General features: G+C 53.4%; 18 protein-coding genes. 12 read left to right on the plus strand and 6 right to left on the minus strand.

Going from position 1 to position 21,519, the window contains the following annotated elements; translation table 11 throughout:
• Positions 1-41: 41 nt before the first annotated feature.
• The 4 genes from J2I46_RS26600 (at position 42) to J2I46_RS26615 (ending at position 3,564) form a co-directional block, all read left to right on the plus strand.
• Positions 42-1,517 carry an ATP-binding cassette domain-containing protein gene (locus J2I46_RS26600; protein WP_207332132.1) on the plus strand — a complete coding sequence of 492 codons (1,476 nt, stop codon included), beginning with the start codon at positions 42-44 and terminating at the stop codon, positions 1,515-1,517.
• A gap of 60 nt (positions 1,518-1,577) precedes the next feature.
• Positions 1,578-2,459, plus strand: a complete 882-nt coding sequence (locus tag J2I46_RS26605) for a bifunctional 5,10-methylenetetrahydrofolate dehydrogenase/5,10-methenyltetrahydrofolate cyclohydrolase (protein ID WP_207332133.1) — start codon at positions 1,578-1,580, stop codon at positions 2,457-2,459.
• Positions 2,460-2,974: 515 nt separating this feature from the next.
• The gene (locus J2I46_RS26610) at positions 2,975-3,112 is read left to right on the plus strand and encodes a hypothetical protein (RefSeq protein WP_207332134.1); all 138 of its coding nucleotides are present in this window, start codon (positions 2,975-2,977) and stop codon (positions 3,110-3,112) included.
• 11 nt (positions 3,113-3,123) lie between these two features.
• Positions 3,124-3,564, plus strand: coding sequence for a pPIWI-associating nuclease domain-containing protein (locus J2I46_RS26615; protein WP_207332135.1), 441 nt, complete (start codon positions 3,124-3,126; stop codon positions 3,562-3,564).
• Between the two features lie 85 nt (positions 3,565-3,649).
• On the opposite strand, the gene J2I46_RS26620 is transcribed toward J2I46_RS26615, so the two are convergent.
• On the minus strand, positions 3,650-4,468 hold the full coding sequence (locus J2I46_RS26620) for a PepSY-like domain-containing protein (protein WP_207332136.1): 819 nt from the start codon (positions 4,466-4,468) through the stop codon (positions 3,650-3,652).
• A gap of 282 nt (positions 4,469-4,750) precedes the next feature.
• Between J2I46_RS26620 and J2I46_RS26625 the strand changes: the two genes are divergently transcribed.
• Positions 4,751-5,449 (plus strand): GDSL-type esterase/lipase family protein, encoded by a 699-nt coding sequence (locus tag J2I46_RS26625; protein WP_207332137.1) that lies wholly within the window; start codon positions 4,751-4,753, stop codon positions 5,447-5,449.
• Positions 5,450-5,647: 198 nt separating this feature from the next.
• Here J2I46_RS26625 and J2I46_RS26635 read toward each other — a convergent pair whose 3' ends face one another.
• Positions 5,648-8,632, minus strand: coding sequence for a TolB-like translocation protein (locus J2I46_RS26635; RefSeq protein WP_207332138.1), 2,985 nt, complete (start codon positions 8,630-8,632; stop codon positions 5,648-5,650).
• Positions 8,633-8,771: 139 nt separating this feature from the next.
• Positions 8,772-8,948, minus strand: a complete 177-nt coding sequence (locus J2I46_RS26640; protein WP_207332139.1) for a hypothetical protein — start codon at positions 8,946-8,948, stop codon at positions 8,772-8,774.
• Positions 8,949-9,121: 173 nt separating this feature from the next.
• On the opposite strand from J2I46_RS26640, the gene J2I46_RS26645 reads away from it, so the two are divergent.
• Entirely contained in the window at positions 9,122-9,697 is a 576-nt protein-coding gene (locus tag J2I46_RS26645) for a DUF4136 domain-containing protein (RefSeq protein WP_207332140.1), read from the plus strand.
• A 117-nt stretch (positions 9,698-9,814) separates the two neighbouring features.
• Positions 9,815-11,059, plus strand: a complete 1,245-nt coding sequence (locus J2I46_RS26650; RefSeq protein WP_207332141.1) for an ABC transporter permease — start codon at positions 9,815-9,817, stop codon at positions 11,057-11,059.
• Between the two features lie 73 nt (positions 11,060-11,132).
• On the opposite strand, the gene J2I46_RS26655 is transcribed toward J2I46_RS26650, so the two are convergent.
• Positions 11,133-11,600 (minus strand): hypothetical protein, encoded by a 468-nt coding sequence (locus tag J2I46_RS26655; protein WP_207332142.1) that lies wholly within the window; start codon positions 11,598-11,600, stop codon positions 11,133-11,135.
• Positions 11,601-11,688: 88 nt separating this feature from the next.
• Positions 11,689-12,552: a TraB/GumN family protein gene (locus tag J2I46_RS26660; protein ID WP_207332143.1), complete on the minus strand. Its 864-nt coding sequence runs from the start codon at positions 12,550-12,552 to the stop codon at positions 11,689-11,691.
• 130 nt (positions 12,553-12,682) lie between these two features.
• Between J2I46_RS26660 and J2I46_RS26665 the strand changes: the two genes are divergently transcribed.
• Positions 12,683-16,090, plus strand: coding sequence for a methylmalonyl-CoA mutase family protein (locus tag J2I46_RS26665; protein WP_207332144.1), 3,408 nt, complete (start codon positions 12,683-12,685; stop codon positions 16,088-16,090).
• Between the two features lie 37 nt (positions 16,091-16,127).
• Here J2I46_RS26665 and J2I46_RS26670 read toward each other — a convergent pair whose 3' ends face one another.
• Positions 16,128-16,655: an NADPH-dependent FMN reductase gene (locus tag J2I46_RS26670; RefSeq protein ID WP_207332145.1), complete on the minus strand. Its 528-nt coding sequence runs from the start codon at positions 16,653-16,655 to the stop codon at positions 16,128-16,130.
• Positions 16,656-16,736: 81 nt separating this feature from the next.
• On the opposite strand from J2I46_RS26670, the gene J2I46_RS26675 reads away from it, so the two are divergent.
• From J2I46_RS26675 to sppA, 4 genes are all read left to right on the plus strand, one after another.
• Positions 16,737-17,474, plus strand: a complete 738-nt coding sequence (locus J2I46_RS26675; RefSeq protein WP_207332146.1) for a tRNA1(Val) (adenine(37)-N6)-methyltransferase — start codon at positions 16,737-16,739, stop codon at positions 17,472-17,474.
• A 117-nt stretch (positions 17,475-17,591) separates the two neighbouring features.
• Positions 17,592-18,566: a glycosyltransferase family 2 protein gene (locus tag J2I46_RS26680; RefSeq protein WP_207332147.1), complete on the plus strand. Its 975-nt coding sequence runs from the start codon at positions 17,592-17,594 to the stop codon at positions 18,564-18,566.
• Between the two features lie 183 nt (positions 18,567-18,749).
• On the plus strand, positions 18,750-19,391 hold the full coding sequence (locus J2I46_RS26685; RefSeq protein ID WP_207332148.1) for an inorganic pyrophosphatase: 642 nt from the start codon (positions 18,750-18,752) through the stop codon (positions 19,389-19,391).
• 202 nt (positions 19,392-19,593) lie between these two features.
• Entirely contained in the window at positions 19,594-21,375 is a 1,782-nt protein-coding gene (sppA, locus tag J2I46_RS26690) for a signal peptide peptidase SppA (protein WP_207332149.1), read from the plus strand.
• Positions 21,376-21,519: the final 144 nt, after the last annotated feature.

Consider the following 21,519-nt stretch of genomic DNA (forward strand, 5'->3'; position numbering starts at 1 on the left):
GGTTACGAAGTTTGTAGCCAGCTTCGCTATACGTCTTCCCAATGCTCATTCAACTCATTAACGCCACCTTCCGACAAGCAGGTAATCAGTCATACCCACCGATCAACTTTACCCTGAACGCCGGAGAGCACTGGGCCATTATGGGGCCGTCGGGGGCGGGGAAGAGCCTGTTGCTGGATGTGCTGGCGGGGCGAACCACGTTGCAAAGTGGTCAGCTGCTTCATCCGGTTGGTCCGCTTAAAGCCATGGTTGAGCTGGTCGCGCGCGATTATTCATTCGACTGGCGAATTGCCAGCGCGGCGCAGTTTTACCAGCAACGCTACAACGCCCAAACCGTTGATACGGCCCCAACTGTCCGTGAGGTGTTACAGGGCCAGGTACGTCCCACGGGCACGATCGATCCGGCGTCAGCGCCTGTTCCGCCACCGGCCTATACCGATGAATGGCTGGCCGAGGTGGCGGCTCAACTCAACATAACGTACCTGCTCGACCGCCGATTAACGTCGCTCTCGAATGGCGAAACCCGCCGGACGTTACTGGCCCGTTCGTTGCTGAAACGCCCCCGCATATTACTGCTCGACAACCCGTTTGTTGGGTTGGATACCGATAGCCGCGCTCAGCTTCATGCCATCGTCGGCCGCGTGGCACAGTCGGGCGTGTCGCTGGTGCTGGTCGTTGATGAGCGCGACGTACCCAGGTGCATCACCAACCGGCTGGTGTTGTCGGGAAGCGTAGGGCAAGGGAAACAGGTCTTGGAACAAGGAACCGAGGGTATGGAGGCTTCTCCCGCCACAGGCCCTCTGCTCCGGGCTTTGCGCCCCTCGCCCCAAGCCACGTTCACGTATGCTGTACGGATGCGGAAGGTGACTATTCGGTATGGCGAAAAAACGGTATTGAATGGCATTGACTGGACGGTGCGTCGGGGTGAAAAATGGGCGTTGCTAGGGGCTAATGGCTCCGGGAAAAGTACGTTGCTGAGTCTAATCACCGCCGACAATCCACAGGCATACGCCAACGATTTCGACCTCTTCGATCGCAAGCGCGGCACCGGCGAAAGTATCTGGTCGATCAAGGCGAAGATCGGGTTTGTCTCGCCCGAACTGCACCTGTATTTTCCCCGGCAAACAAAGGTCTACGACGTGGTTGCCTCTGGCCTGTTCGATACGATGGGCCTGTTCCGGAAACCAACGCCCGAGCAACGTACCCAGATCGACGACCAACTGCGGCAACTCGGCCTGGATCACCTGCGCGACAAACCATTATCGGCGCTCTCAGTCGGGCAGCAGCGGTGGGTGTTGCTGGCCCGGGCACTGATCAAGAATCCACCCCTGCTGGTTCTCGACGAACCCACGCAGGGGCTCGACGCTACCCAAACGGCTCAGTTTCGGCAGTTGGTTGAGCAGCTTTGCCAGGTGAATCCCGACCAGACACTGATCTACGTGACTCATTATACCGACGAACTTCCCGCTTCAATTTCCAATACGCTGCACCTCGATGGCGGACGGATCGTGGCCTGACCTATTGTTTGCGCTGATTCTTTGCGACCTTTGCGGCTTCAACCGGCAGACAACATTTCCATGATTCTATTAGACGGTAAACTCCTTTCTGCGCAGATCAAGCAGGAAATTGCGGCTGATGTCGCCCAGATCAAAGCCGAAGGCGGTAAGATTCCGCACCTGGTGGCCATTCTTGTTGGCACGGCGGGGCGGTCGGAAACCTACGTGGCCAGCAAAATGAAGAGCTGCGAAGAGGTTGGTATGCACTCTACGCTGATCCGCTTCGACGATGACGTGACCGAAGCTGAACTGCTTGCCGCCGTTGCCGACGTGAATAACAACCCCGATATGGATGGCCTGATCGTTCAGCTTCCGCTGCCGAAACACATCAATACGGATCTGGTGATGGAGGCGATCGACCCCGCCAAAGACGTCGATGGCTTTCATCCAACCAACGTTGGGCGCATGACCAAAGGCTTACCGGCCTATATTTCTGCCACGCCGCAGGGCATCCTGGAGATGCTGAAACGGTACGACATTCCAACGAGCGGCAAGCATTGCGTGGTGGTTGGCCGAAGCCAGATTGTGGGCCTGCCCATGAGTATTCTTATGCAGCGAAACGGCTATCCCGGCAACTGCACCGTAACGCTTACTCACTCGAAAACGCAGAATCTCGCCGACATCTGCCGTACCGCCGACATCCTGATCGCCGCCCTCGGGAAGCCCGAGTTCGTCACCGCCGACATGGTGAAAGACGGTGCCGTGGTGATCGACGTAGGCCTCGAACGGGTACCCGACGCCAGCAAGAAAAGCGGTTTTGCGCTGAAGGGCGACGTGAAATTCGACGAAGTAGCCCCCAAAACCAGCTACATCACGCCCGTCCCCGGCGGCGTAGGCCTCATGACGATCTGCTCACTCATGCAGAACACCGTCAAAGCCGCCCGGCGTGAAGTGTACGGGTAAGTAATTTAAACAGAAGCTATCTCGATTGTAACTGATCCTGTACAGTTTCATTTTTATCAGGAAGCCTAAATCGCATAATAGTTTCCAAAAAGATAGCGCTCCGGGAAGGCGGTATAAAGCAGCACTAACAGAAGCGTTGGTAGCTTCATGCCCTAATTACGAGAGTAGTACACAAGACATGTATGGACTTGTGTACCACTTTTATACTAAATACGAGGGGTTCGATGCTGATAATCTGAGCAAGCCTATTGGGGATTGCCTTTGTAATGAGTTGTACAATGATGACCGACAGGTGAAACTACGTGTAGCAGGAAGGTTTAACCTGTTAGATGCGTCGTACGATTTTAAGTCTCTCAATTTTAGCGGTTTATCTGGTGATCTGATTGCCAACTCACTTGATGCTTTTGAAACGGAGAGCCATGTATTGTATAGTGAATGTGGTGTATTTAATTCCGACATGATACGGTTAAACCTGGCAGAGAATGCAAATTAGACCACAATACCTACAGCGCTACATGCATGATATTGCTGTAGAACAGTTAATGGCTGATTATCAGGCTAAAGGCTATCAAGTTGCCAAAGAAGAAAAGATTGGCAATTACAGGGCTGACCTTGTGGCCAGGAAAACGGATGAAGTGGTTGTTTTGAGGTGAAAGTCGGAAAGATGACACCACAAAAACGGGAGCAGATCTCTGGGTTGGGGGATTATGTAAGCGCACAAAAAAACTACAAATTTTTAGTTGTAGTGGCTACGCCACCTAAGCCTAAGAAAATAGAAATCCCTAATCTGGATGAACTTCTTTATGAGTATGTAGTCAATCATTTCCCTGACGAACTAAATTCGTTGGCTTCTCTTGCACGAACAGAAAATGTAGTTGATACTTCTGTTGATGAGTTAACTGTACTTGAAGAAGGTAGATTTGAGGCGAAGGGGAACGGAACTGTAGAGGTTGAACTTCAATACGGCCCAACCAATGACGGATCGTTAAGCGATGATAGCTTCCCGTTTACGTTTGAGATTAAACTAAAACAGAATGAACAGAACGAATTGATTCTTGAAGAGGTCGTGCAATTGCATGTCGATACCTCCTCGTGGGATGAGTAAATCACCCTATCTCATAAGTGCAAAGAGGCGCTGTCAGGTACGTTCCCGGCAGCGCCTCTTTGCACTTATGAGATAGGGGTGACTCTTATTTGCGGCCTTTCTGAATCTGAACAAAAGTGCCGTCTGCAGCGAAAGTCAACTCGGCGAGTTGGCCGGTACTGAGCTGAATAAATACCTTGAACTGACCCGTCGGGTTTTTACCCGCCAGTTTGATCGTCGACCCAGCGTAGTTCGTTGTGATATACGTAGTAATGGCCGCTGGGAGCGTAGCTGCATCCACTACGCTGTAGTTGCCTTTGATACCACGTACCACCTCCTGGGCAAATGTGCCATCAATATTGAACAGCAGCGCTTTACGGGTTGTGCCGTCGGCCAGCGTGATCATGACGATGTAGCCGCGCGTCGCATCTTTGCCCGCTACGTTGAGGGTTGAACCCGCATAGTTGGTTTTGATGTACGACGTAATGGCGGCAGGCAGATCGGCAATGGCTACCTGACTCAGGCTATCACGACCATGTTTACCGGGGCCATGCCCGCCGGGTCCTTTACCACCCGGCCCGTCGCGCAGGGCAAGCTCCTTGTTGAAGGTGCCGTCGGCGTTGAAGAGCAACGTTGTGCGGGTCGAGTTCTGCGTGATGGCAACCAGGAAATTACCCGCGTCATCTTTGGCGGCGTAGTCGATCGTTGCGCCGGCATACGAAGCACTAATGGCCGACGTGATGGTGGCAGGCAGATCAGTAACGGCGATCTTGGTGATGGCCTTCTTGCAATGGAAACCAGTGGTGTCGCCCGATAAGCGGGCCGAAGCGGTCGAAGCGTCGGGAACTACCTGCTGCGAGTTGTTGCAACCCCAGAGTGTCAGGCTAAAGAGGGCGATGAAACCCAGGAAATACGTCGTTTTCATAAAGCTATTTTGTGTTGATTATAGCCCTGATTACGACGGGAAAAAGCCAGGCGTTGCAGCGATTTACATTAATTTTCGATGAACAATTTATTCGACCCGAATTCGTTTTTGTGCGCCCGTCACCAGGCGCGTGGCGATACTGCCTGGATCTATAGTCCACGTAAATAATTAACAATCAAGTGATTGTAGTTAGTAAGATGTTTTGGTCATAATGTCAGTATGGATGTGCGTTCAGGACATAATTTGTTAGGGAATTATGGTAGAATACGAGAAATTGGCCCGATGAAAAAACGATTCCTGATCTTTCTTTTTGTGGTGTCGCTGCTTGAGTCCACAGCCCTTTTCGCTCAGTCGACCGTTCTGTCAGATAAGCGGCTTACCCTGCTGACCTTTGGCGATAGCAACGGTACATTTCCACACAGTTGGCCTGAACAACTCAAACTCGCGCTGCCAAATGCGCAGATACATAACATCAGCAAATCGGGGCGAACCATCGGCTTTGTCAACAACGGCGACAGCACCCTGAATGCATTGCTGGTCACGGAACAAAACCTGAAAAAAGCTGCCGAGCTGACCAGGTCTCAGCCCTACGATTTTATTATAATCGAACTAGGAACGAACGACGGGAAAGCGGTCTTTGCCGACCGTCAGGCAGAGGTCCCGGGTAATCTGGGGAAGCTGATCGGTCTGATCAAACGTTGTCCGTCCGATGTGATCCGCAACGCCAGCATCATCATTATTTCGCCCCCGCCCTATGGCGCAAAAGCAGAGGCTACGGCAAAATATGCAGGTGGCGGTCAGCGGGTAAAAACCATGTCGAAAGCATTCAGAAAAGTGGCCCGGCAACACGGATGCCTTTTCGTCGATGGTTTCCGAACCCCCGGCCTCGACATCGAAACTATGACCACCGACGGTCTTCATCTGGATGCCACCGCATCCCGTAAACTGATTGAACCGGTTGTGGCGTTGATGCTGAAGTAGCGTTATGGTGGGCTGGTTGGCTGGTTAATTGGTGGGTTGGTTGGCTGGTTAATTGGTGGGTTGGTTGATTGGTGGGTTGGTTGATTGGTGGGCTGGTTGATTGGTTAATTGGTTGATTGGTTGGCTGGTATAAGGTGACTAGCCAACCAATTAACCAATCAACCAGCCAACCAGCCTACCAATCAACCAGCCAACTAACTAAAACCCGATATCCAGTACCAGCGGTTGCAGCAGGTATTGCCCCGTACGAATGCTGTAGGTGGTGCGTAAACCTACTTCCAGCGGTGTGCGGAGACGGAGTGGATTGAAGACAAACGACAGGTCGGTCCCGACAGTCCAGTCGTAGGTGCTGAAGGGAACGATGGCTCGCGGAACGCCCCGGCTGTCGTACTGCACCTGATTACTGTTACCGCGTCCGTAATCGGTGAAAACACCGCCTTTGATGCGCTGAATATAGAGGAGCCGGGTGATCGACAGGTGCATGTCGGCGAGGGGCAGCCGGTAATCGCCGCCGAACACCGCCAGGTTATCAAACGGAATGTAGGCGGCTCCGCGCGGGTAGAGTACGCTGGCCTGGAACCGGTACAGTTTGTTGGCATCGGGTGTGCCCCACTGATACTGGTATGCCCCGCGCAACATGATGTAATGATGCTTGCCAATACCCGGTAGAAACACGTTCATCGATGTTCCCCATTGCAAGCCTGTTAGTTCACCAGCCTTGGCAAAGGGTGTGCTACGTACCTGCGTACTTACAGCAAAACCCAGGCGCGGACCCACGTCGCGGCGGTTCTGACGTAACGTCAGGGCGTAGTTGGCTCCGTAGGTCATCGTATGCAGATAGCCATTGCCCGTTTCGGTAAACAACCGCCCCGGTAAATCGTAGCCGCTGACCTGCATGAACCCGTAATTTGCCGACAGGTTTGCCGATTGATTGAACCGTGATTGTGTTAGTTGGAAAGGCAGCCGAACGCCCGCTGTTATCTGGTTGTATCGCCACGTATCGGTGCGGAGGCTGTCGAGCGGATTATAACGGTCGAGGTAGTAGGAAGTACGTCGGTTGCCGGTCTGGAAACCAACATCCAGCACCGGGTAGAGCCCCTGATAACTTACGTTGGCGGCAAAACCACCCACCTGTTCGCTTTGGTTGTACGTGTAAGCGGCCGTCAACTGCGTGGTTGCCAGCAAATCCTGCGATTGAATGCCCAGGTTCAGCGCCTGCCCGTTCGACGAAAACACGGGGCCCCAGCTATAAATATTCAGCGGATGCGCCAGCCGACGATACCGTTCGGGGGGCGAAACCGGCGAAGGAGCCACGGAGTCTGACGCGATGGGGGACAGGGTTTTGTCGCCTGCGTTCAGCAGCGGGCCAAAATAGCGCGTAGTCTGGTCGGCTACGGTGCCTGGTTTAGCCACAGGAGGCCAGGTGGCCGGGTCGAGGGGCATTTCGGCGATTCGGAATCCGTGGGTGTTGTAGTCCTGAAACGCAATCCATTGACCCATTGGGCTGCCCGCCGAAATCGCCGCATGATACGCTCCAAACGGCCGTGATGTTACCTGCACCACCTGCCCCGACGCCACATCGACGGCGTAGATATTGTCGATGCCGGACCGTGGCGAATTGAAGAGCACAAAGGCGTTGGTATAGGGTTGTGGGTTGCTCAGGTTTTCAGTTGAAACAGGCAGCAGGGCGCGTTTCTGGCCGTTTCGCGTGTCGATCAACTCAATGGTTTTTCCGGCCTTCGTCAGCGTCACCGTCACAATGGCGTCCAGGTTGAACCAGCGGGGATGAATGTACAGATCGTTGGTGGGGTTGGGCAACACAGTCAGTTCGCGTCCAGTTTTCGCATCCAGCACCACCAGCCGGTTCTGGTTGTCGGTCTCGTTCCGAACGGCAATGAGCTTGCTGTTGTCGGGCGAGAGGGCCACGGCCTTGTATCGGCTGCGATGGGTCAGGCGGGTGAGCTTGCCCGTGGCCAGGTCGAGCACCCGTATTTCGGCAAAGATTTGCTGTCCCCACCGCGGATCGTAGCGGTTTTCGATCCAGCAGGCCATTTGTGGCGTAGCCGAAAAATGATCGGGGTTTTCCAGAATCAGTCCCTGTGTGTATACCCGTTTTTCAACCCCGTTTCGCGACAGCATGACCAGTTTCGGAATGTCGCCGAGGCCGCTTTTCAGGCACAGAATGGTGCTGTCGGAGAGGTACTGCGGGTTGCGATAATTGGTGAAAACGGGGCGAGGCGTATTGGCTTTTTCGGCTGAAACCGGGTAGAGCGTCGCGGGTGTAATGGTCAGGGAGGCCTGCCTCTTCCGCCAGGTTTCGATCAGATCGGCCACTGATTCGTTGTACAGATCGTCGACGCGGGTGCCGTTTGGGTTCCCGGCTGATTTGGTCACCTGCTTCAACCCATTCGAGAAGGAGAACGGGTAGAAAGGAAACTGCGTGTAGATCCGGTTCAGGGCTTTACTCCAGGCGTCGGGACCGTAGGTACGTTTCAGTTTCGTGGTCAGAAAATACCCGAGTTCGTAATGGTTGGGTACGTTGTCGCGGAAGGAGCCACCCACCGCTTTGGCGTAGCTGAACGGCTTGCGGGTCAGTAAGTTGGTACGGGTGGCCAGTTCAAACGCCGGAATCCGACCGCGCCCGCTTCGGGTCAGAATGGTTTCGGTGCCTACCGCGTCGCCTTCCAGAAACCAGCCCGGCGTAACCACCTGCGATGGAAAACCCAGCCCCTGTGCACCCAGCAGCGTGTAGAGTATGCGTCCGTAGCCCTGCAACGCTTTTTCGTACTGTACAATATGCCGGTACTCATGCACGGCCAGCAGGTCGGTCCAGTTCAACGTACCCAGCAGGGCCGGGTCCTGTGGCGGCGAGGTGAAAAATTCAGCCCGACGCGGGTACAGCGTAGCAAAGGCGTTGCTGACACTCGTCTGATTTTGCAAAATGACCGATAACGGTCGTGGCCGACGATCCAGTCCAGCGCTGACGGGTTCGTATACCTGCTCAAGGCGCTGAATGGTGCGTTGGGCAGGCTGATCGAATCCTTCAGGATATAACACCTTGAAATGCGGCGTTTGGATCCGGTACCAGCGGAGCGACGTAGGGTTCTGGCTCAGAATCGGCAGCGTCTGGGCCGTGGCGGTCAGGGTTGCCAAAAGGGCAGCGAAAAGAAGACGGAATTGCATGTAGCGAAGTACGCGAAAAAACCGCAAGTCGAGGCAACGTACCTGGCTGGGCAGGTCTTTCTTATAAAAACTGGAACGGCCCGGATAGGTCGGGTCAGCAGTGCCGAGGACTGCGTATCGAATTTTGCCTTCTTGCCGGTTAGTCGCTTCGACGGATGAGATGGTAGTAGACGTTCACCCAGTTATTGCTCGTCTGATTTGTGCTCGTATTGGGTCGATACGATGAACCAAATCCTGAACTGCCATATGGTTGTGAAATGGCGTTGCCGGTCGTAAAATTGAGTAGCAGAAAAGTTAGTAAGTTGTACGTTTTCATGCTGGTAGTAGTTTGTCGTACGACTATATCAATAAATACTCATCAAGCGAATTATTGGATGAGTATTTATAGGCAGAAGTTAGAAAAGAGTCGTTTAAACGTACCTGCTCCTAAAAGCCAACCTTTTTGCAATTGATCTTGTTAATCTATCAAACAACAAGACTCAACTACTAATGAAACACGCACTCTTACTGCTCGCCTTTGTGGTGGGCTTCACGGCCTGTGCACCGCGGGTAGCGGTTGACAAGGCTAACGTCGACTTCTCGAAATACCGCACCTTCGCCTGGATGAACTCCGACGTAAAGGGTTCGCAAAATCCGGTATATTATAATCAACTGGCTACCGAGCAGGTTGAGCAGACCGTGGCTGGCGAGCTGGCCAAAAAAGGGCTGAAAGAGGTTGCCCGGCGTCCCGATCTGCTGTTGGGGTACCATTTCTTTGTAGAAGAGAAAACCCGTACGGTAGCCAACAACACAGGGCCCTACGGCTTTTATGGTCCGTATACGGGCTGGGGCCGTTGGGGTTATGGTGGCTGGGGACCCGGCTGGAATGGCTTCGGCGGCACGCAGTATACGCAGGAAAAATATGATGCCGGTACCGTTGTGGTCGATATGGTTGATGCCCGCACGAAACGCCTGATCTGGCGCGGTGCCGTGCAGAACGCCGTCAGCGATCCAACCAAGATTAGCCAGAACCTGGCCAAACAGGTTGAGCGCATCGTGGAGCAGTTTCCGCAGATACGTGGCTAACCTCTGAACCGATCAGCTTCGAAACCCCGTCTCATCGATTGAGGCGGGGTTTTTTGCGTTAAACTATCAGAACGCCGCCCTGACTTGTAGCTTTGTGTGGTTAAACGATCGTCATTCTTGAATCTCCCTGTTTTCCTTGCCAGCCGGGTGCGTAATGCGCCATTGGGTAGCTTCTCGGCCACCGTCACGCGCGTGGGCATTGCCAGTGTGGCCGTTGGCCTGGCCGTGCTGATCGTGGCCTTCGGCATTTTGTTTGGCTTCAAACGTACTATTCAGCAGAAAATTTTTGCGTTTGGTGCCCACTTGCAGGTGGTCAAATTCTCGGGTAACGTCTCCTACGATGCGCCGCCTGTTTCGCTTAAAGATCCTGCCTTTGCTCGCGTGAAAGCGTTGCCCGACGTTCGGCACGTACAAGGTGTCGCGACTAAAGCGGGTATTCTGCAAACCAGCGATGACCTGTCGGGCGTGGTGATGAAAGGCGTTGGTTCCGATTACGATTGGAACCTGTTTGGCGAATCGCTGGTAGCGGGTAAGTTGCCCAATTTCGATTCGGCGGCAACAAACGGCTATTCCACCCAACTACTGATCAGCCGCGCCATTGCCAATCAGCTTCGGCTTGAGGTGGGTCAGTCGGCCATCCTGAATTTTACAGGCTTGGGCGAAGGGGCCACCGGGCTGCGCCCCCGCAAGATGACCATTGTCGGTATCTACGAAACCGGTCTGGAAGAAGGCGACAAAACCTTCGTCATCGGCGACCGGCGACTGGTGCAGCGACTCAACAACTGGGGTGCCGATTCGGTGGGGAGTTACGAGATTTTTGTCCGGGATTTCTCTCAGTTGAATCAGACGTTTGCGCGCGTACTTAATCAGATCCCGCCCGAAATGCGAGTCATTAAGGTGACCGATCAATACGGTATGCTCTTCGACTGGATGGTGCTGCTCGACCGGAACACCGCCGTGTTCATCGTCCTGATCATGTTTGTGGCCTGCTTCAATATGGGCTCGGTGCTGCTGGTGCTCATGATGGAACGTACCCCGATGATTGGCCTGCTGAAAGCCCTCGGAAGCCCCAACGCGCTGCTTCGCCGTATGTTTGTGGTCGTGGGCCTGAACATCGTTGTCTGGGGCCTGTTCATTGGCAACGGCGTTGGCCTCGGCCTCTGCTGGCTTCAATATCAGTACAAGCTCATTCCGCTCGACGCCAAGAATTATTACATGAACTACGTACCCATCGTCTGGGACTGGCCCGTCATCGGCCTCATTAACCTCGTCATCATCCTACTCATTGCCGTGGCGCTCTGGATTCCCACCCTCATCGTCAACCGCATCGACCCCGTGAAAGCGCTGGTGTTTAAGAAATGAGTTAAGAAGTTACCGTATACCCCTGCTGCTGAATCATGAGCTTGTTATCCGCAACCGGTAGCCAGGCTAATAGTTATGCCATGCCCGACATAAAAGAGATAAAATAGTTCGACGCATAAACACCGAGCAAAATCAATAAAATATCCTGCGATTTTTTGTCAGATTGGATATCGTAATTATAGTCGAATTTACTCCAGCTAAATTTTGGGTCTAGTTGAATCAACCTTTCTCCAGCCTTATTTTCAATTACGAATTTATTGTAAAACATGCCTGTTGGTTTCAGCATATATTCTTGCCCATCCCGAAAACTAATCGAAATGTGTCCACGCCAATTCATAGTTAAGTTGACTAATTCAGCTCCATTCTTTGTGACTGAAACGCCTGTTTTGAAAAAGCCAACTGGTTGTATGCTAATGAATTCTGAATCCTGTAACTTGATTTTCGCTTTAAAGGAAAATAAGTGCTCGTAAATCAGTTCACCTAACTGCTGGCTGTTTTCAGTTAGCTGAAAGGTCTTTCTGTTTGTCGATTTCGTTTCCATTTTATTTGATTTTTAATTGGTGACTTGATAATCGACTAACTATACTGATCGCTAACTTTTTAGCCTGGGCCGTTGCGCTAGGAAATGTTCAATTCTTAACTTCTTTCACGCTATATCCTTGTTTCCGTAATAGCGCGATCACGCCTTTCTCACCGCCGAGGTGACCGGCTCCAAAGGCGAAGAAGGTAGGCTTGCTGGCGGCGGCTTTTTCGATGACCGGAATCCAGTTCTGGTTACGTTTTTCCAGCAGATCGGCTTCGAAATCGTCCAGGCCGTCGTATTTACTGTCTTTCATCTGTTTCATCATCGCCGTAATGTCCTGCGATTTATAGGCGGCCAGCAGCTTGGCCAGTTCCTGCTTGGCTTCGTCGGGCTTGCGCGCCATATCGACCAGCATGGCTACCTGCTTCTCCATCGGAATCTTGTCGAACACGGCCATCTGATCGCCGATCGTTTCCAGACCAAGAATCTCCTTTTTGTCTTTCGTGGCCAGTTGCATCAGCGTAAGGTCGTAGGAGGCGGGCTGGCAACCCAACGCGCTCATCGCCAGAAACGAATACATGCCGATGGGCTTAATGGCCGACAGCGCCGCCATACTCATGCCTGAGCTCTTTTTCAGGTACGTATCCAGCATCGTGTACTCATCGGCCGACATGTAATCCTTAAGTGTTTTGCCGTTGGTAAACATCAGCCCCTGCATCATCGTCGCCTGCAAGGTTGGGTCGTCCATGTCGATTTCCAGGTACAGCTGTTTCGTGTCAGAAACGGCTTTTTTCATGGCATCGGTGATAACCAGATCGGTGGGGCAAACCAGGTGAAACGTGCCGTAGAGGTAGGAGGGGGCCGTCAGGTCTTTGCCCGTCACTTCATACAGCAACGAATTGTCTGTCTGGCAAAACGCGTTGGTTGATAGTATGGTAAGGGCCGTTGCCAGCGCTAAAAAAGCGTTCATATAGACTATGTTTGTTTACTGATGTCTGTCTACACACAAAGGTAGTCTCTCCGGCCAATCGTGCGTTTCGCTGGCTCAGACTTTGGGATAAACGGCAGAAAGGATGGGACGAAACCGGTATCTTTGAGGTATGATTACTTCATCCGAACAACCCAAAACGTCGCCCAGGCCGGCTGTAATGCCAGCCCGGCTTCGACTGGTTACAGCAGCGTCACTTTTCGACGGACATGATGCGGCCATTAACCTCATGCGGCGACTGTTGCAGTCGTCGGGGGCTGAGGTTATTCATCTGGGGCATAACCGGTCGGTGGCCGAGATCGTTGATTGCGCTATTCAGGAAGATGTGCAGGGCATTGCTATCACCAGCTACCAGGGCGGACATATTGAGTTCTTTAAATACATGTACGACCTGCTCGGGGAACGCGGCGCAGGGCACATAAAAATATTTGGTGGCGGTGGCGGCACCATTCTTCCAGGCGAAATTGAGGAGTTGCACGCCTACGGCATCGCCCGGCTCTATAGCCCCGACGATGGCCGGACGCTGGGCCTGCAAGGCATGATCGATGATTTGCTGGCTCGTTGTCGCGAAGTGGTACTGCCAACCAACACTACAGATGACGATGTCACCCTGCGCGTTGCCCGGCTTATCACCCTGGCCGAAAATGGTGTAGAGGCCGCACCGGCAGACCGACAAAATCTTGCGTCTCTACGCCCCACGCCCGTTCTTGGCATTACCGGCACGGGCGGCGCAGGTAAATCGTCGCTGGTCGATGAACTAATCCTGCGCTTCCTGCGAACGTACCCGGATAAAACGATGGCGATCATCTCGGTCGATCCGTCGAAACGGAAAACGGGCGGTGCCTTGCTGGGCGATCGAATCCGGATGAATACGCTGAACCCGGCCGTAAGTCAGGGGCGGGTATATATGCGGTCGCTGGCTACCCGGCAGGCCAATCTGGCCCTGAGCCGCCACGTGCAGGATGCCATCGACATTTGTAAAAGCGCGGGCTTCGATCTGGTCATTGTAGAGACGTCGGGCATCGGCCAGTCAGATACGGAGATCACTGAACATGCCGACAAAACGCTTTACGTGATGACGGCCGAGTACGGCGCAGCCACGCAGCTGGAAAAAATCGATATGCTCGATTTTGCCGACCTCATCGCCATCAATAAATTCGACAAGCGAGGGTCATTGGATGCCCTTCGCGACGTACGCAAGCAATACCGCCGCAACCACAACGACTGGGACACGCCCGACGAGCAATTGCCCATCCTGGGCACCATGGCCGCCCAATTCAACGACCCCGGCATGAACGAGTTGTTCAGTCGGGCGATGAAGAAGTTGGGATTTGGGGTTTCAGATTTGGGATTGGGCGCTGCTAGCAAGCTCAGTTCTATTGTGGAGCAAAATCCCAAATCCGATATCCCAAATCCGACATCCGCTATTATCCCGCCCGACCGGGTACGTTACCTGGCCGAGATTGTGGAGGAAAGCCGGCGTTACGACCGGTTCGTGACGGAACAGGCTACGCTGGCGCGCAGGCAATACCAACTCAGCGGTGCTCTTGGTATGGGTATTGAGGCGGCTCGTTCGCTCTATGAGCAGATTACAACGCAACTGCACCCGGAAGCCCGCGCCTTGCTGGCTCAGTGGCCCGACATGCAGAAACGGTACACGGCTGATCAGTACGAGTTTAAAGTCCGTGATAAGGTGATTCGGCAACCGCTGTACACCGAAACATTATCGCACCTCCGGATTCCGAAAGTAGCGTTGCCGAAATATTCCGACTGGGGCGATGTGCTGCGCTGGCTCATGCGCGAGAACGTACCTGGCGAGTTTCCCTACACGGCAGGTGTGTTTCCGCTGAAGCGCGAAGGCGAAGATCCCACGCGGATGTTTGCGGGCGAAGGCGGACCCGAACGGACCAACCGGCGGTTTCACTACGTCTCGAAAGGGATGCCTGCCAAACGACTGTCGACCGCCTTCGACTCGGTAACGCTATACGGCGAAGACCCTGCGTTGCGTCCTGACATTTTCGGTAAAGTGGGTAACTCCGGCGTCAGCATCGCCTCGCTCGATGATGCCAAGAAACTCTATTCCGGCTTTGACCTCTGCGACCCCGCCACCAGCGTGTCGATGACCATTAACGGCCCCGCCCCCATGTTGCTGGCCTTCTTCCTGAACGCCGCAATCGACCAGCAGGTAGAAAAGTGGTTGGAAGGGAAGGAGGAAAGGGAAAAAGGAGGAGGGGGAGAAGGGGGACTGTCCGCGACCTCTTCCTCCCTTTCCTCCCCCTCCTCCCTTTACTCCCCTTATCAAGGCTCACTACCCGACGGTAACAACGGCCTGGGCTTGGCGCTGCTTGGAACTACCGGCGATAAAGTCATCCCGGCTGATGTGTATGAGCAGATCAAAGCCGATACGCTGCGGAAAGTGCGCGGAACGGTGCAGGCCGATATTCTGAAGGAAGATCAGGCGCAGAATACCTGCATTTTCTCCACCGAATTTGCCCTGCGCATGATGGGCGACATTCAGGAATATTTCACGCAGAACCGCGTTCAGAACTTCTATTCCGTCTCGATTTCCGGCTACCACATCGCCGAAGCAGGCGCTAACCCGATTAGCCAACTGGCGTTTACGCTTTCGAACGGCTTTACGTTCGTAGAATATTACCTGAGCCGCGGCCTGCATATCGATGACTTCGCACCGAACCTGTCGTTCTTCTTCTCGAACGGCATGGACCCCGAATACACGGTGCTGGGTCGGGTTGCGCGGCGTATTTGGGCCAAAGCGATGAAGCATAAATACAACGCCAACGACCGGAGCCAGAAGTTGAAATACCACATTCAGACATCGGGGCGGAGTTTGCACGCGCAGGAGATCGCCTTCAACGATATTCGGACAACGCTACAGGCACTACTGGCTATTTACGACAACACCAACTCGCTGCATACCAACGCCTATGACGAAGCGATCACCACACCAACGGAAGAGTCGGTTCGGCGGGCGATGGCGATTCAACTGGTGATCAACCGCGAGTTTGGCCTGACCAAGAATGAAAATCCGTTGCAGGGGTCATTTGTGGTGGAAGAACTGACGGATATGGTTGAAGAGGCCGTGTATCAGGAGTTTCTGGCCATTAACGAGCGGGGTGGTGTATTGGGTGCGATGGAGCGAATGTACCAGCGCAGCAAAATCCAGGAAGAGTCGATGTATTACGAGACGCTGAAACATAATGGGCAACTGCCCATCGTTGGCGTGAATACCTTTCTGGATCCGAATGGTTCGCCCACGGTTACACCGGCTGAAGTGATCCGAAGTACCGACGAAGAAAAACGCGCTCAGGTCGACAACGTCCGCCAGTTCCGGGAACGCAACGCCGATGCGGCCGGGGTGGCGCTACAGCAGCTTCAGCAGACCGCCTTGACGGGTGGTAACCTCTTCGCCAGCCTGATGGAAGCCGCCAAAGTGTGTTCACTAGGCCAGCTCTCGCAAGCTCTCTACGCCGTTGGCGGGCAATATCGCCGGAATATGTAGGCATGATGTGTAGCATCGGAGCCGCCCGGTTCCGACGCTATACATCACCCGTTAACCCATCTGCCAAACGCCGCAGCGCCTGCTCAGTGGCAGGATCAATGAGTTCGCCGCTGGCGTTCATCTTGTTTCGGATAGACGAAAGCACCAGCGAACAGCCGTCGGGGATGCTGGTATTCAAGGCCGTGAGTGTGGGCAGGAGCGAAGCCATTGCCCGTTCGCCACCCATGTAGCTGGGTGAAGCACTGATCGCGGCCATTGGTTTTCTGTCGAATAAAGCCGTTGACACGCACCAGTCGAGGGCATTTTTCAGTAGGCCGGGAATGCCAAACGCGTATTCGGGCGTGCAGATGATAACTCCCTGCGATTGACCGATGGCTTCACGCAATGCCCGGACGCTCTCTGGTACGTTGTCGTTATCGCGTTCGGGGCTGAAATGCGGCAGCTCGTCAAGGCCGTCAAAAATCGTCAGTTGGGCCGGAGCGGGTAGTAGCCGACCAACGGCCCGTAGCAGCTGTGTGTTGGTGGAGCCGGCACGAAGGCTGCCCGATATGCCGAGAATGTTCATTTGTTGGCGCAATATTTATGGCTTGTTCCAGAAAAAACTTGTTGCCCTGTCAAAAAACGGGCTCAAACGGCATAGCTAACCATGTTTCGGTTTAAACAATTCACTATTCAGCAAGACCGCACGGCCATGAAAGTCTGCACCGACGCCTGCGTGTTGGGGGCCTGGGCCGATGTGGCCGGAAACCACCTGCTCGATATTGGCACCGGTACCGGACTACTGGCGCTGATGGCCGCCCAACGAAACCCGGAAGCGCAGATCGACGCCGTTGAACTCGACGAGGTAGCGGCTGGCCAGGCAAAGGAGAACGTAGCCGCCAGTCCGTTTGCCAGCCAGGTACGTGTCTGGAATACCCCGATTCAAACGTACCTGAACATAGGGTCGGGCAACCTACCTGAGCCTGTTTATGATTGTGTTCTGACAAACCCGCCGTTTTATACCAACTCGCTTCGGTCGCCCGATAAAACGGTGAACCGTGCCTTGCATACCGATGATCTGCCGTTTGCTGACTTACTTACGGCCGTCCGGCGATTGCTCCGTCTGTCAGGTACGTGGTGGGTACTGCTGCCTCCGCCCGAATCAGATGCGTTGATCAAGCTGGCTGCAGTTGCCGGAACGGCCTCAGGTACGTTGCGCCCATTCCGGCAACTGCAACTACGCCATCATGCACAAAAGCCCGTATTCAGGCATCTCACGGCTTTTCGTTTCAGCGCCTCCCCCATTGACTATGGGCCAGACGAACTGGTCATCCACGAACTTGACGGACGTACCTACACTCTTGAATTTCGCGCCTTATTGCAACCCTACTATCTGATATTCTGAAATCTTCCGAACTTTGACAGCGTTATCAGGTATCGATGAACGTAAACAAGCTCTTCAGAAATAGGGCTGATACCTGTTCATTGATATCTGTTAACTGTGATTCAAGCGTAGCGCCACATGCAACTGACCATATTGATTCCGCTCTACAACGAAGACGAGTCGCTGCCCGAGCTGCACGACTGGATCGTTCGGGTCGTGACGGAACATAATTACTCGTACGAATTGCTCTTCATGGATGATGGCAGTACCGATCATTCCTGGGACGTCATCGAAGGGCTGGCCGCGCGCAACCCTCATGTACGGGGTATCCGGTTTGCGCGTAACTCGGGCAAGACGGCCGCCCTGCAAACGGGTTTTCAGGCCGCACGGGGTAGGGTGGTTATCACGATGGATGCCGATCTACAGGATAGCCCTGACGAGATCCCCGAGCTGTACCGGATGATCACCGAAGAGGGCTATGATCTGGTGTCGGGCTGGAAAGAGAAACGGTATGACCCGATCACTAAAACACTGCCTACCAAGCTGTTCAACGGTGTGGCCCGGTGGGTGTCGGGCGTGAAGCTGCATGATTTCAACTGTGGGTTGAAAGCGTACCGGCAGGAGGTGGTGAAATCACTGAACCTCTACGGCGATATGCACCGCAACATTCCGATCATTGCCAACTGGAACGGCTACAGCCGCATTGGCGAGAAGGTGGTGCAACACCGGGCGCGCAAATATGGTACCACCAAATTTGGCCTCGAACGGTTCGTGAACGGCTTTCTCGACATACTCGTCATTGCCTTCGTAAACAAGTTCAGTAAACGGCCGATGCACTTCTTCGGCGGGCTGGGTACGTTGTCGTTTTTTTTCGGGATGATAATGGCATTGGTGATCGTTGGTCAGAAAAAGTACAATATCCTGCAAGGGTTGCCATACCGGAATGCAACGGATAATCCGCTGTTCTATTTCGGCCTGATTGCCATTGTCTTAGGGGTTCAGCTCTTCCTGGCCGGCTTCCTGGCCGAGCTGTATATCCGGCAGTCGTCGGGTAAGACCACAGAGTACCAAATTGCCCGAAAGATAGGTTTTTCGGAGACAGTGACGGTTTAGCTTAACTACCGTCTTATCTTTGTGTTATCACGCTGGTAGACATCGTCTTGATGCTCTGCACAGAGTCGTCCCGGTATCTGGCATCCGTTCAGCTTGTGGCTGAAACAGGCTGCTGAATACCGGGATGTGTCATTTATATCGTTTCCGTTTCGCGGAATAATACAAAATTTTCAATTACCAATTATGGAAGCTGAATTCTCAACCAAAGAAATTGACACCGTTGTCAAGGCGCAGTCGAAAGCTCACCCCTGGCATGGCATCACCCCCGGCGATGCTGCCCCCGAAATGCTGACGGCCTTTATCGAAATCGTTCCGTCTGATACGGTCAAGTACGAAATCGACAAGCAAACGGGCTATCTGAAAATCGACCGTCCGCAGAAGTATTCGAACATCATTCCGTCTTTGTACGGCTTCATCCCGCAAACCTACTGCGGTGAGGGCATTGCTAATCTGGCGTCTGAAAAAACAGGCCGTCTTATTCCCGAAGGCGACGGTGACCCGCTCGATATCTGCGTACTGACCGAATCGACCATCACGCACGGCGACATTCTGCTGCAGGCCCGCCCCATCGGTGGTTTTCGCCTGATCGACAAAGGAGAAGCGGATGATAAGATCATCGCCGTGTTGAAAGGCGACGCCATGTATGATGCCTTCAATGACCTGTCTGAACTACCCGAAAGCGTAGTTGACCGCCTGCAACACTACTTCCTGACTTACAAAAACTTACCCGATCAGCCTACCGTTATGGAACTGGCCAGTATCTACGGTCGTGAAGAAGCGTACGATGTAATTCGTATGGCGATGGAGGATTACAAGAAGTTATAACTAGTCGTAAGTGTAGTAGTTGTTAAGTCGCTTCGCGATGAAGCATGTCTGAGAGTTGCGGATCGACTTATGACCTGCGATTCCTGCACTTACGACTTTTTTTCCTTCCATCCCCCATATTGCGCATTCAACAAAAAGTGGCTCACTCCTAAACAGTGAGCCTTTATTTTTGGTGTATATACAATAACATGTAAACGAACCTATGCGCCAATTTTTGAAATACCTCCTGGCTACCTTGCTGGGGCTATTCATCTTCACGTTTCTGGGCATCATCATTTTTGCGGGTATCATCGGCGCAGCTTCGTCGAAAAAAGAAACGACCGTTGCCAAAAACTCGGTCTTGAAGCTCGATCTCAACGAGCCTATCCGGGAGCGTAGCTCGGAGAACCCGTTTGCCGCGTTTGGGGGCGGTGGCGATGCGAACGTGCTGGGGCTGATCGAGATCAAGGAAGCGCTGAAAAAGGCCAAAGACGACGATAATATTCAGGGAATATACATCGATGCGCAGAACCCACAGGCGGGCTGGGCTACGCTCGAAGAAGTTCGGAACGCGCTGATCGACTTCAAGAAGTCGAAGAAATTTGTGTATTCATACGCCGAGGTCATGACCGAAAAGGCGTACTACATTGCCTCAGTGGCTGATAAGGTGTATCTTAACCCGGCCGGTGATCTGGAATGGAACGGTATCGCAGCCGAGCTGACGTTCTTCAAAGGCACGCTTGATAAACTGGGCCTTAAGCCCGAAATCTTCCGCGTAGGTACGTTCAAGAGCGCCGTAGAACCGTTCTTGCTCGACAAAATGAGCGATCCTAACCGGTTGCAAACGGCTTCGTTCCTGAACTCGATCAACGACCATTTTCTGGTAGGCGTATCGAAAAGCCGGGGTATCCCAACGAGTACGCTGCGTGGCTATGCCGATAGCCTGAGTATCCAGACGCCGGCAGACGCGCTTCGCTATAAACTGGTGACCAACACCGGGTATTTCGACGAGCTGGAAACTGAAATGAAGCGGGTGATGAAAGTCGATGAAAAGAAAAAGATCGACTTTGTGGGCCTAGGCAAGTACAAAGACAGCTCATCTGACAGCGAGAAAGACGATGATGCCGAAAAGGTAACGAGCAGCAACCGCATTGCCGTGATCATTGCCAATGGCGATATCAACACGGGCGACGGCGACGAGAACAGCATTGGTTCCGACAAGATCGCGGGCGAAATCCGGAAAGCACGGATGAACGAAAGCGTAAAAGCCGTGGTGTTGCGTATCAACTCGGGCGGAGGCAGCGCGCTGGCGTCTGATGTGATGTGGCGCGAAGTGCAGCTGACCCGCAAGGTAAAGCCAATTATTGCGTCGTTCTCTGATTATGCAGCCTCGGGCGGGTATTTCATGGCCATGGGTTGCAACAGGATCGTGGCGCAGCCCAACACCATCACGGGGTCGATCGGCGTATTTGCGCTGATGTTCAACACCGAGAACCTGTTCAAAGACAAGCTTGGCGTTACCTTCGACCGCGTACTGACCAACCCCCACGCCGATTTCCCCAGTGCCACAAAACCCCTGTCTGATTTTGACCGGCAGGTGCTGCAATCCAGTGTAAACCGCATTTACGCCAGCTTTACCAAGAAAGTAGCCGACGGCCGTAAACTGTCTGTCGATAGCGTGAAAGCCATTGCCGGCGGCCGTGTGTGGACCGGCATTCAGGGTAAATCGATTGGCTTGGTTGACCAACTGGGCGGGCTCGATGAGGCCGTGAAAGTAGCCGCTACGGAAGCGAAACTGAAAGACGATGATTACCGCGTACGATACTACCCGGCCAAAGAAGACGCCTTCAAAAAAGTGATGAAGTTCTTTGGTAATGGCGACGACGATAACGCACGGATACAAACGGCTCTGGGGCCGCTGGCACCGGTGGTTAAGCAGATGAAAAAACTGCAAAGCTTACAGGGCGTGCAGGCCCGGCTACCATTCGAAATGGAGATTCGGTAGGTACGTTCCAACTTCGTTCATTCAATAAAAGAGGCCCATACGCTACGTATGGGCCTCTTTTCGTTCGTTGAATAATATGTATGTAAATATATAGGATAAATAGTATTAACTAGAAAGCTCGACCGTTCTGTGTTAAGACCGCTT

This window comes from Fibrella forsythiae, assembly GCF_017353175.1.
GTDB lineage: Bacteria > Bacteroidota > Bacteroidia > Cytophagales > Spirosomataceae > Fibrella > Fibrella forsythiae.

What these genes read in the sequence shown, in the direction of transcription:
- J2I46_RS26600 (WP_207332132.1), top strand. Translation starts at nt 42, where the DNA reads ATGCTCATTCAACTCATTAACGCCACCTTCCGACAAGCAGGTAATCAG.
- J2I46_RS26605 (WP_207332133.1), top strand. Translation starts at nt 1,578, where the DNA reads ATGATTCTATTAGACGGTAAACTCCTTTCTGCGCAGATCAAGCAGGAA.
- J2I46_RS26610 (WP_207332134.1), top strand. Translation starts at nt 2,975, where the DNA reads ATGCATGATATTGCTGTAGAACAGTTAATGGCTGATTATCAGGCTAAA.
- J2I46_RS26615 (WP_207332135.1), top strand. Translation starts at nt 3,124, where the DNA reads ATGACACCACAAAAACGGGAGCAGATCTCTGGGTTGGGGGATTATGTA.
- J2I46_RS26620 (WP_207332136.1), bottom strand. Translation starts at nt 4,468, where the DNA reads ATGAAAACGACGTATTTCCTGGGTTTCATCGCCCTCTTTAGCCTGACA.
- J2I46_RS26625 (WP_207332137.1), top strand. Translation starts at nt 4,751, where the DNA reads ATGAAAAAACGATTCCTGATCTTTCTTTTTGTGGTGTCGCTGCTTGAG.
- J2I46_RS26635 (WP_207332138.1), bottom strand. Translation starts at nt 8,632, where the DNA reads ATGCAATTCCGTCTTCTTTTCGCTGCCCTTTTGGCAACCCTGACCGCC.
- J2I46_RS26640 (WP_207332139.1), bottom strand. Translation starts at nt 8,948, where the DNA reads ATGAAAACGTACAACTTACTAACTTTTCTGCTACTCAATTTTACGACC.
- J2I46_RS26645 (WP_207332140.1), top strand. Translation starts at nt 9,122, where the DNA reads ATGAAACACGCACTCTTACTGCTCGCCTTTGTGGTGGGCTTCACGGCC.
- J2I46_RS26655 (WP_207332142.1), bottom strand. Translation starts at nt 11,600, where the DNA reads ATGGAAACGAAATCGACAAACAGAAAGACCTTTCAGCTAACTGAAAAC.
- J2I46_RS26660 (WP_207332143.1), bottom strand. Translation starts at nt 12,552, where the DNA reads ATGAACGCTTTTTTAGCGCTGGCAACGGCCCTTACCATACTATCAACC.
- J2I46_RS26665 (WP_207332144.1), top strand. Translation starts at nt 12,683, where the DNA reads ATGATTACTTCATCCGAACAACCCAAAACGTCGCCCAGGCCGGCTGTA.
- J2I46_RS26670 (WP_207332145.1), bottom strand. Translation starts at nt 16,655, where the DNA reads ATGAACATTCTCGGCATATCGGGCAGCCTTCGTGCCGGCTCCACCAAC.
- J2I46_RS26675 (WP_207332146.1), top strand. Translation starts at nt 16,737, where the DNA reads ATGTTTCGGTTTAAACAATTCACTATTCAGCAAGACCGCACGGCCATG.
- J2I46_RS26680 (WP_207332147.1), top strand. Translation starts at nt 17,592, where the DNA reads ATGCAACTGACCATATTGATTCCGCTCTACAACGAAGACGAGTCGCTG.
- J2I46_RS26685 (WP_207332148.1), top strand. Translation starts at nt 18,750, where the DNA reads ATGGAAGCTGAATTCTCAACCAAAGAAATTGACACCGTTGTCAAGGCG.
- sppA (WP_207332149.1), top strand. Translation starts at nt 19,594, where the DNA reads ATGCGCCAATTTTTGAAATACCTCCTGGCTACCTTGCTGGGGCTATTC.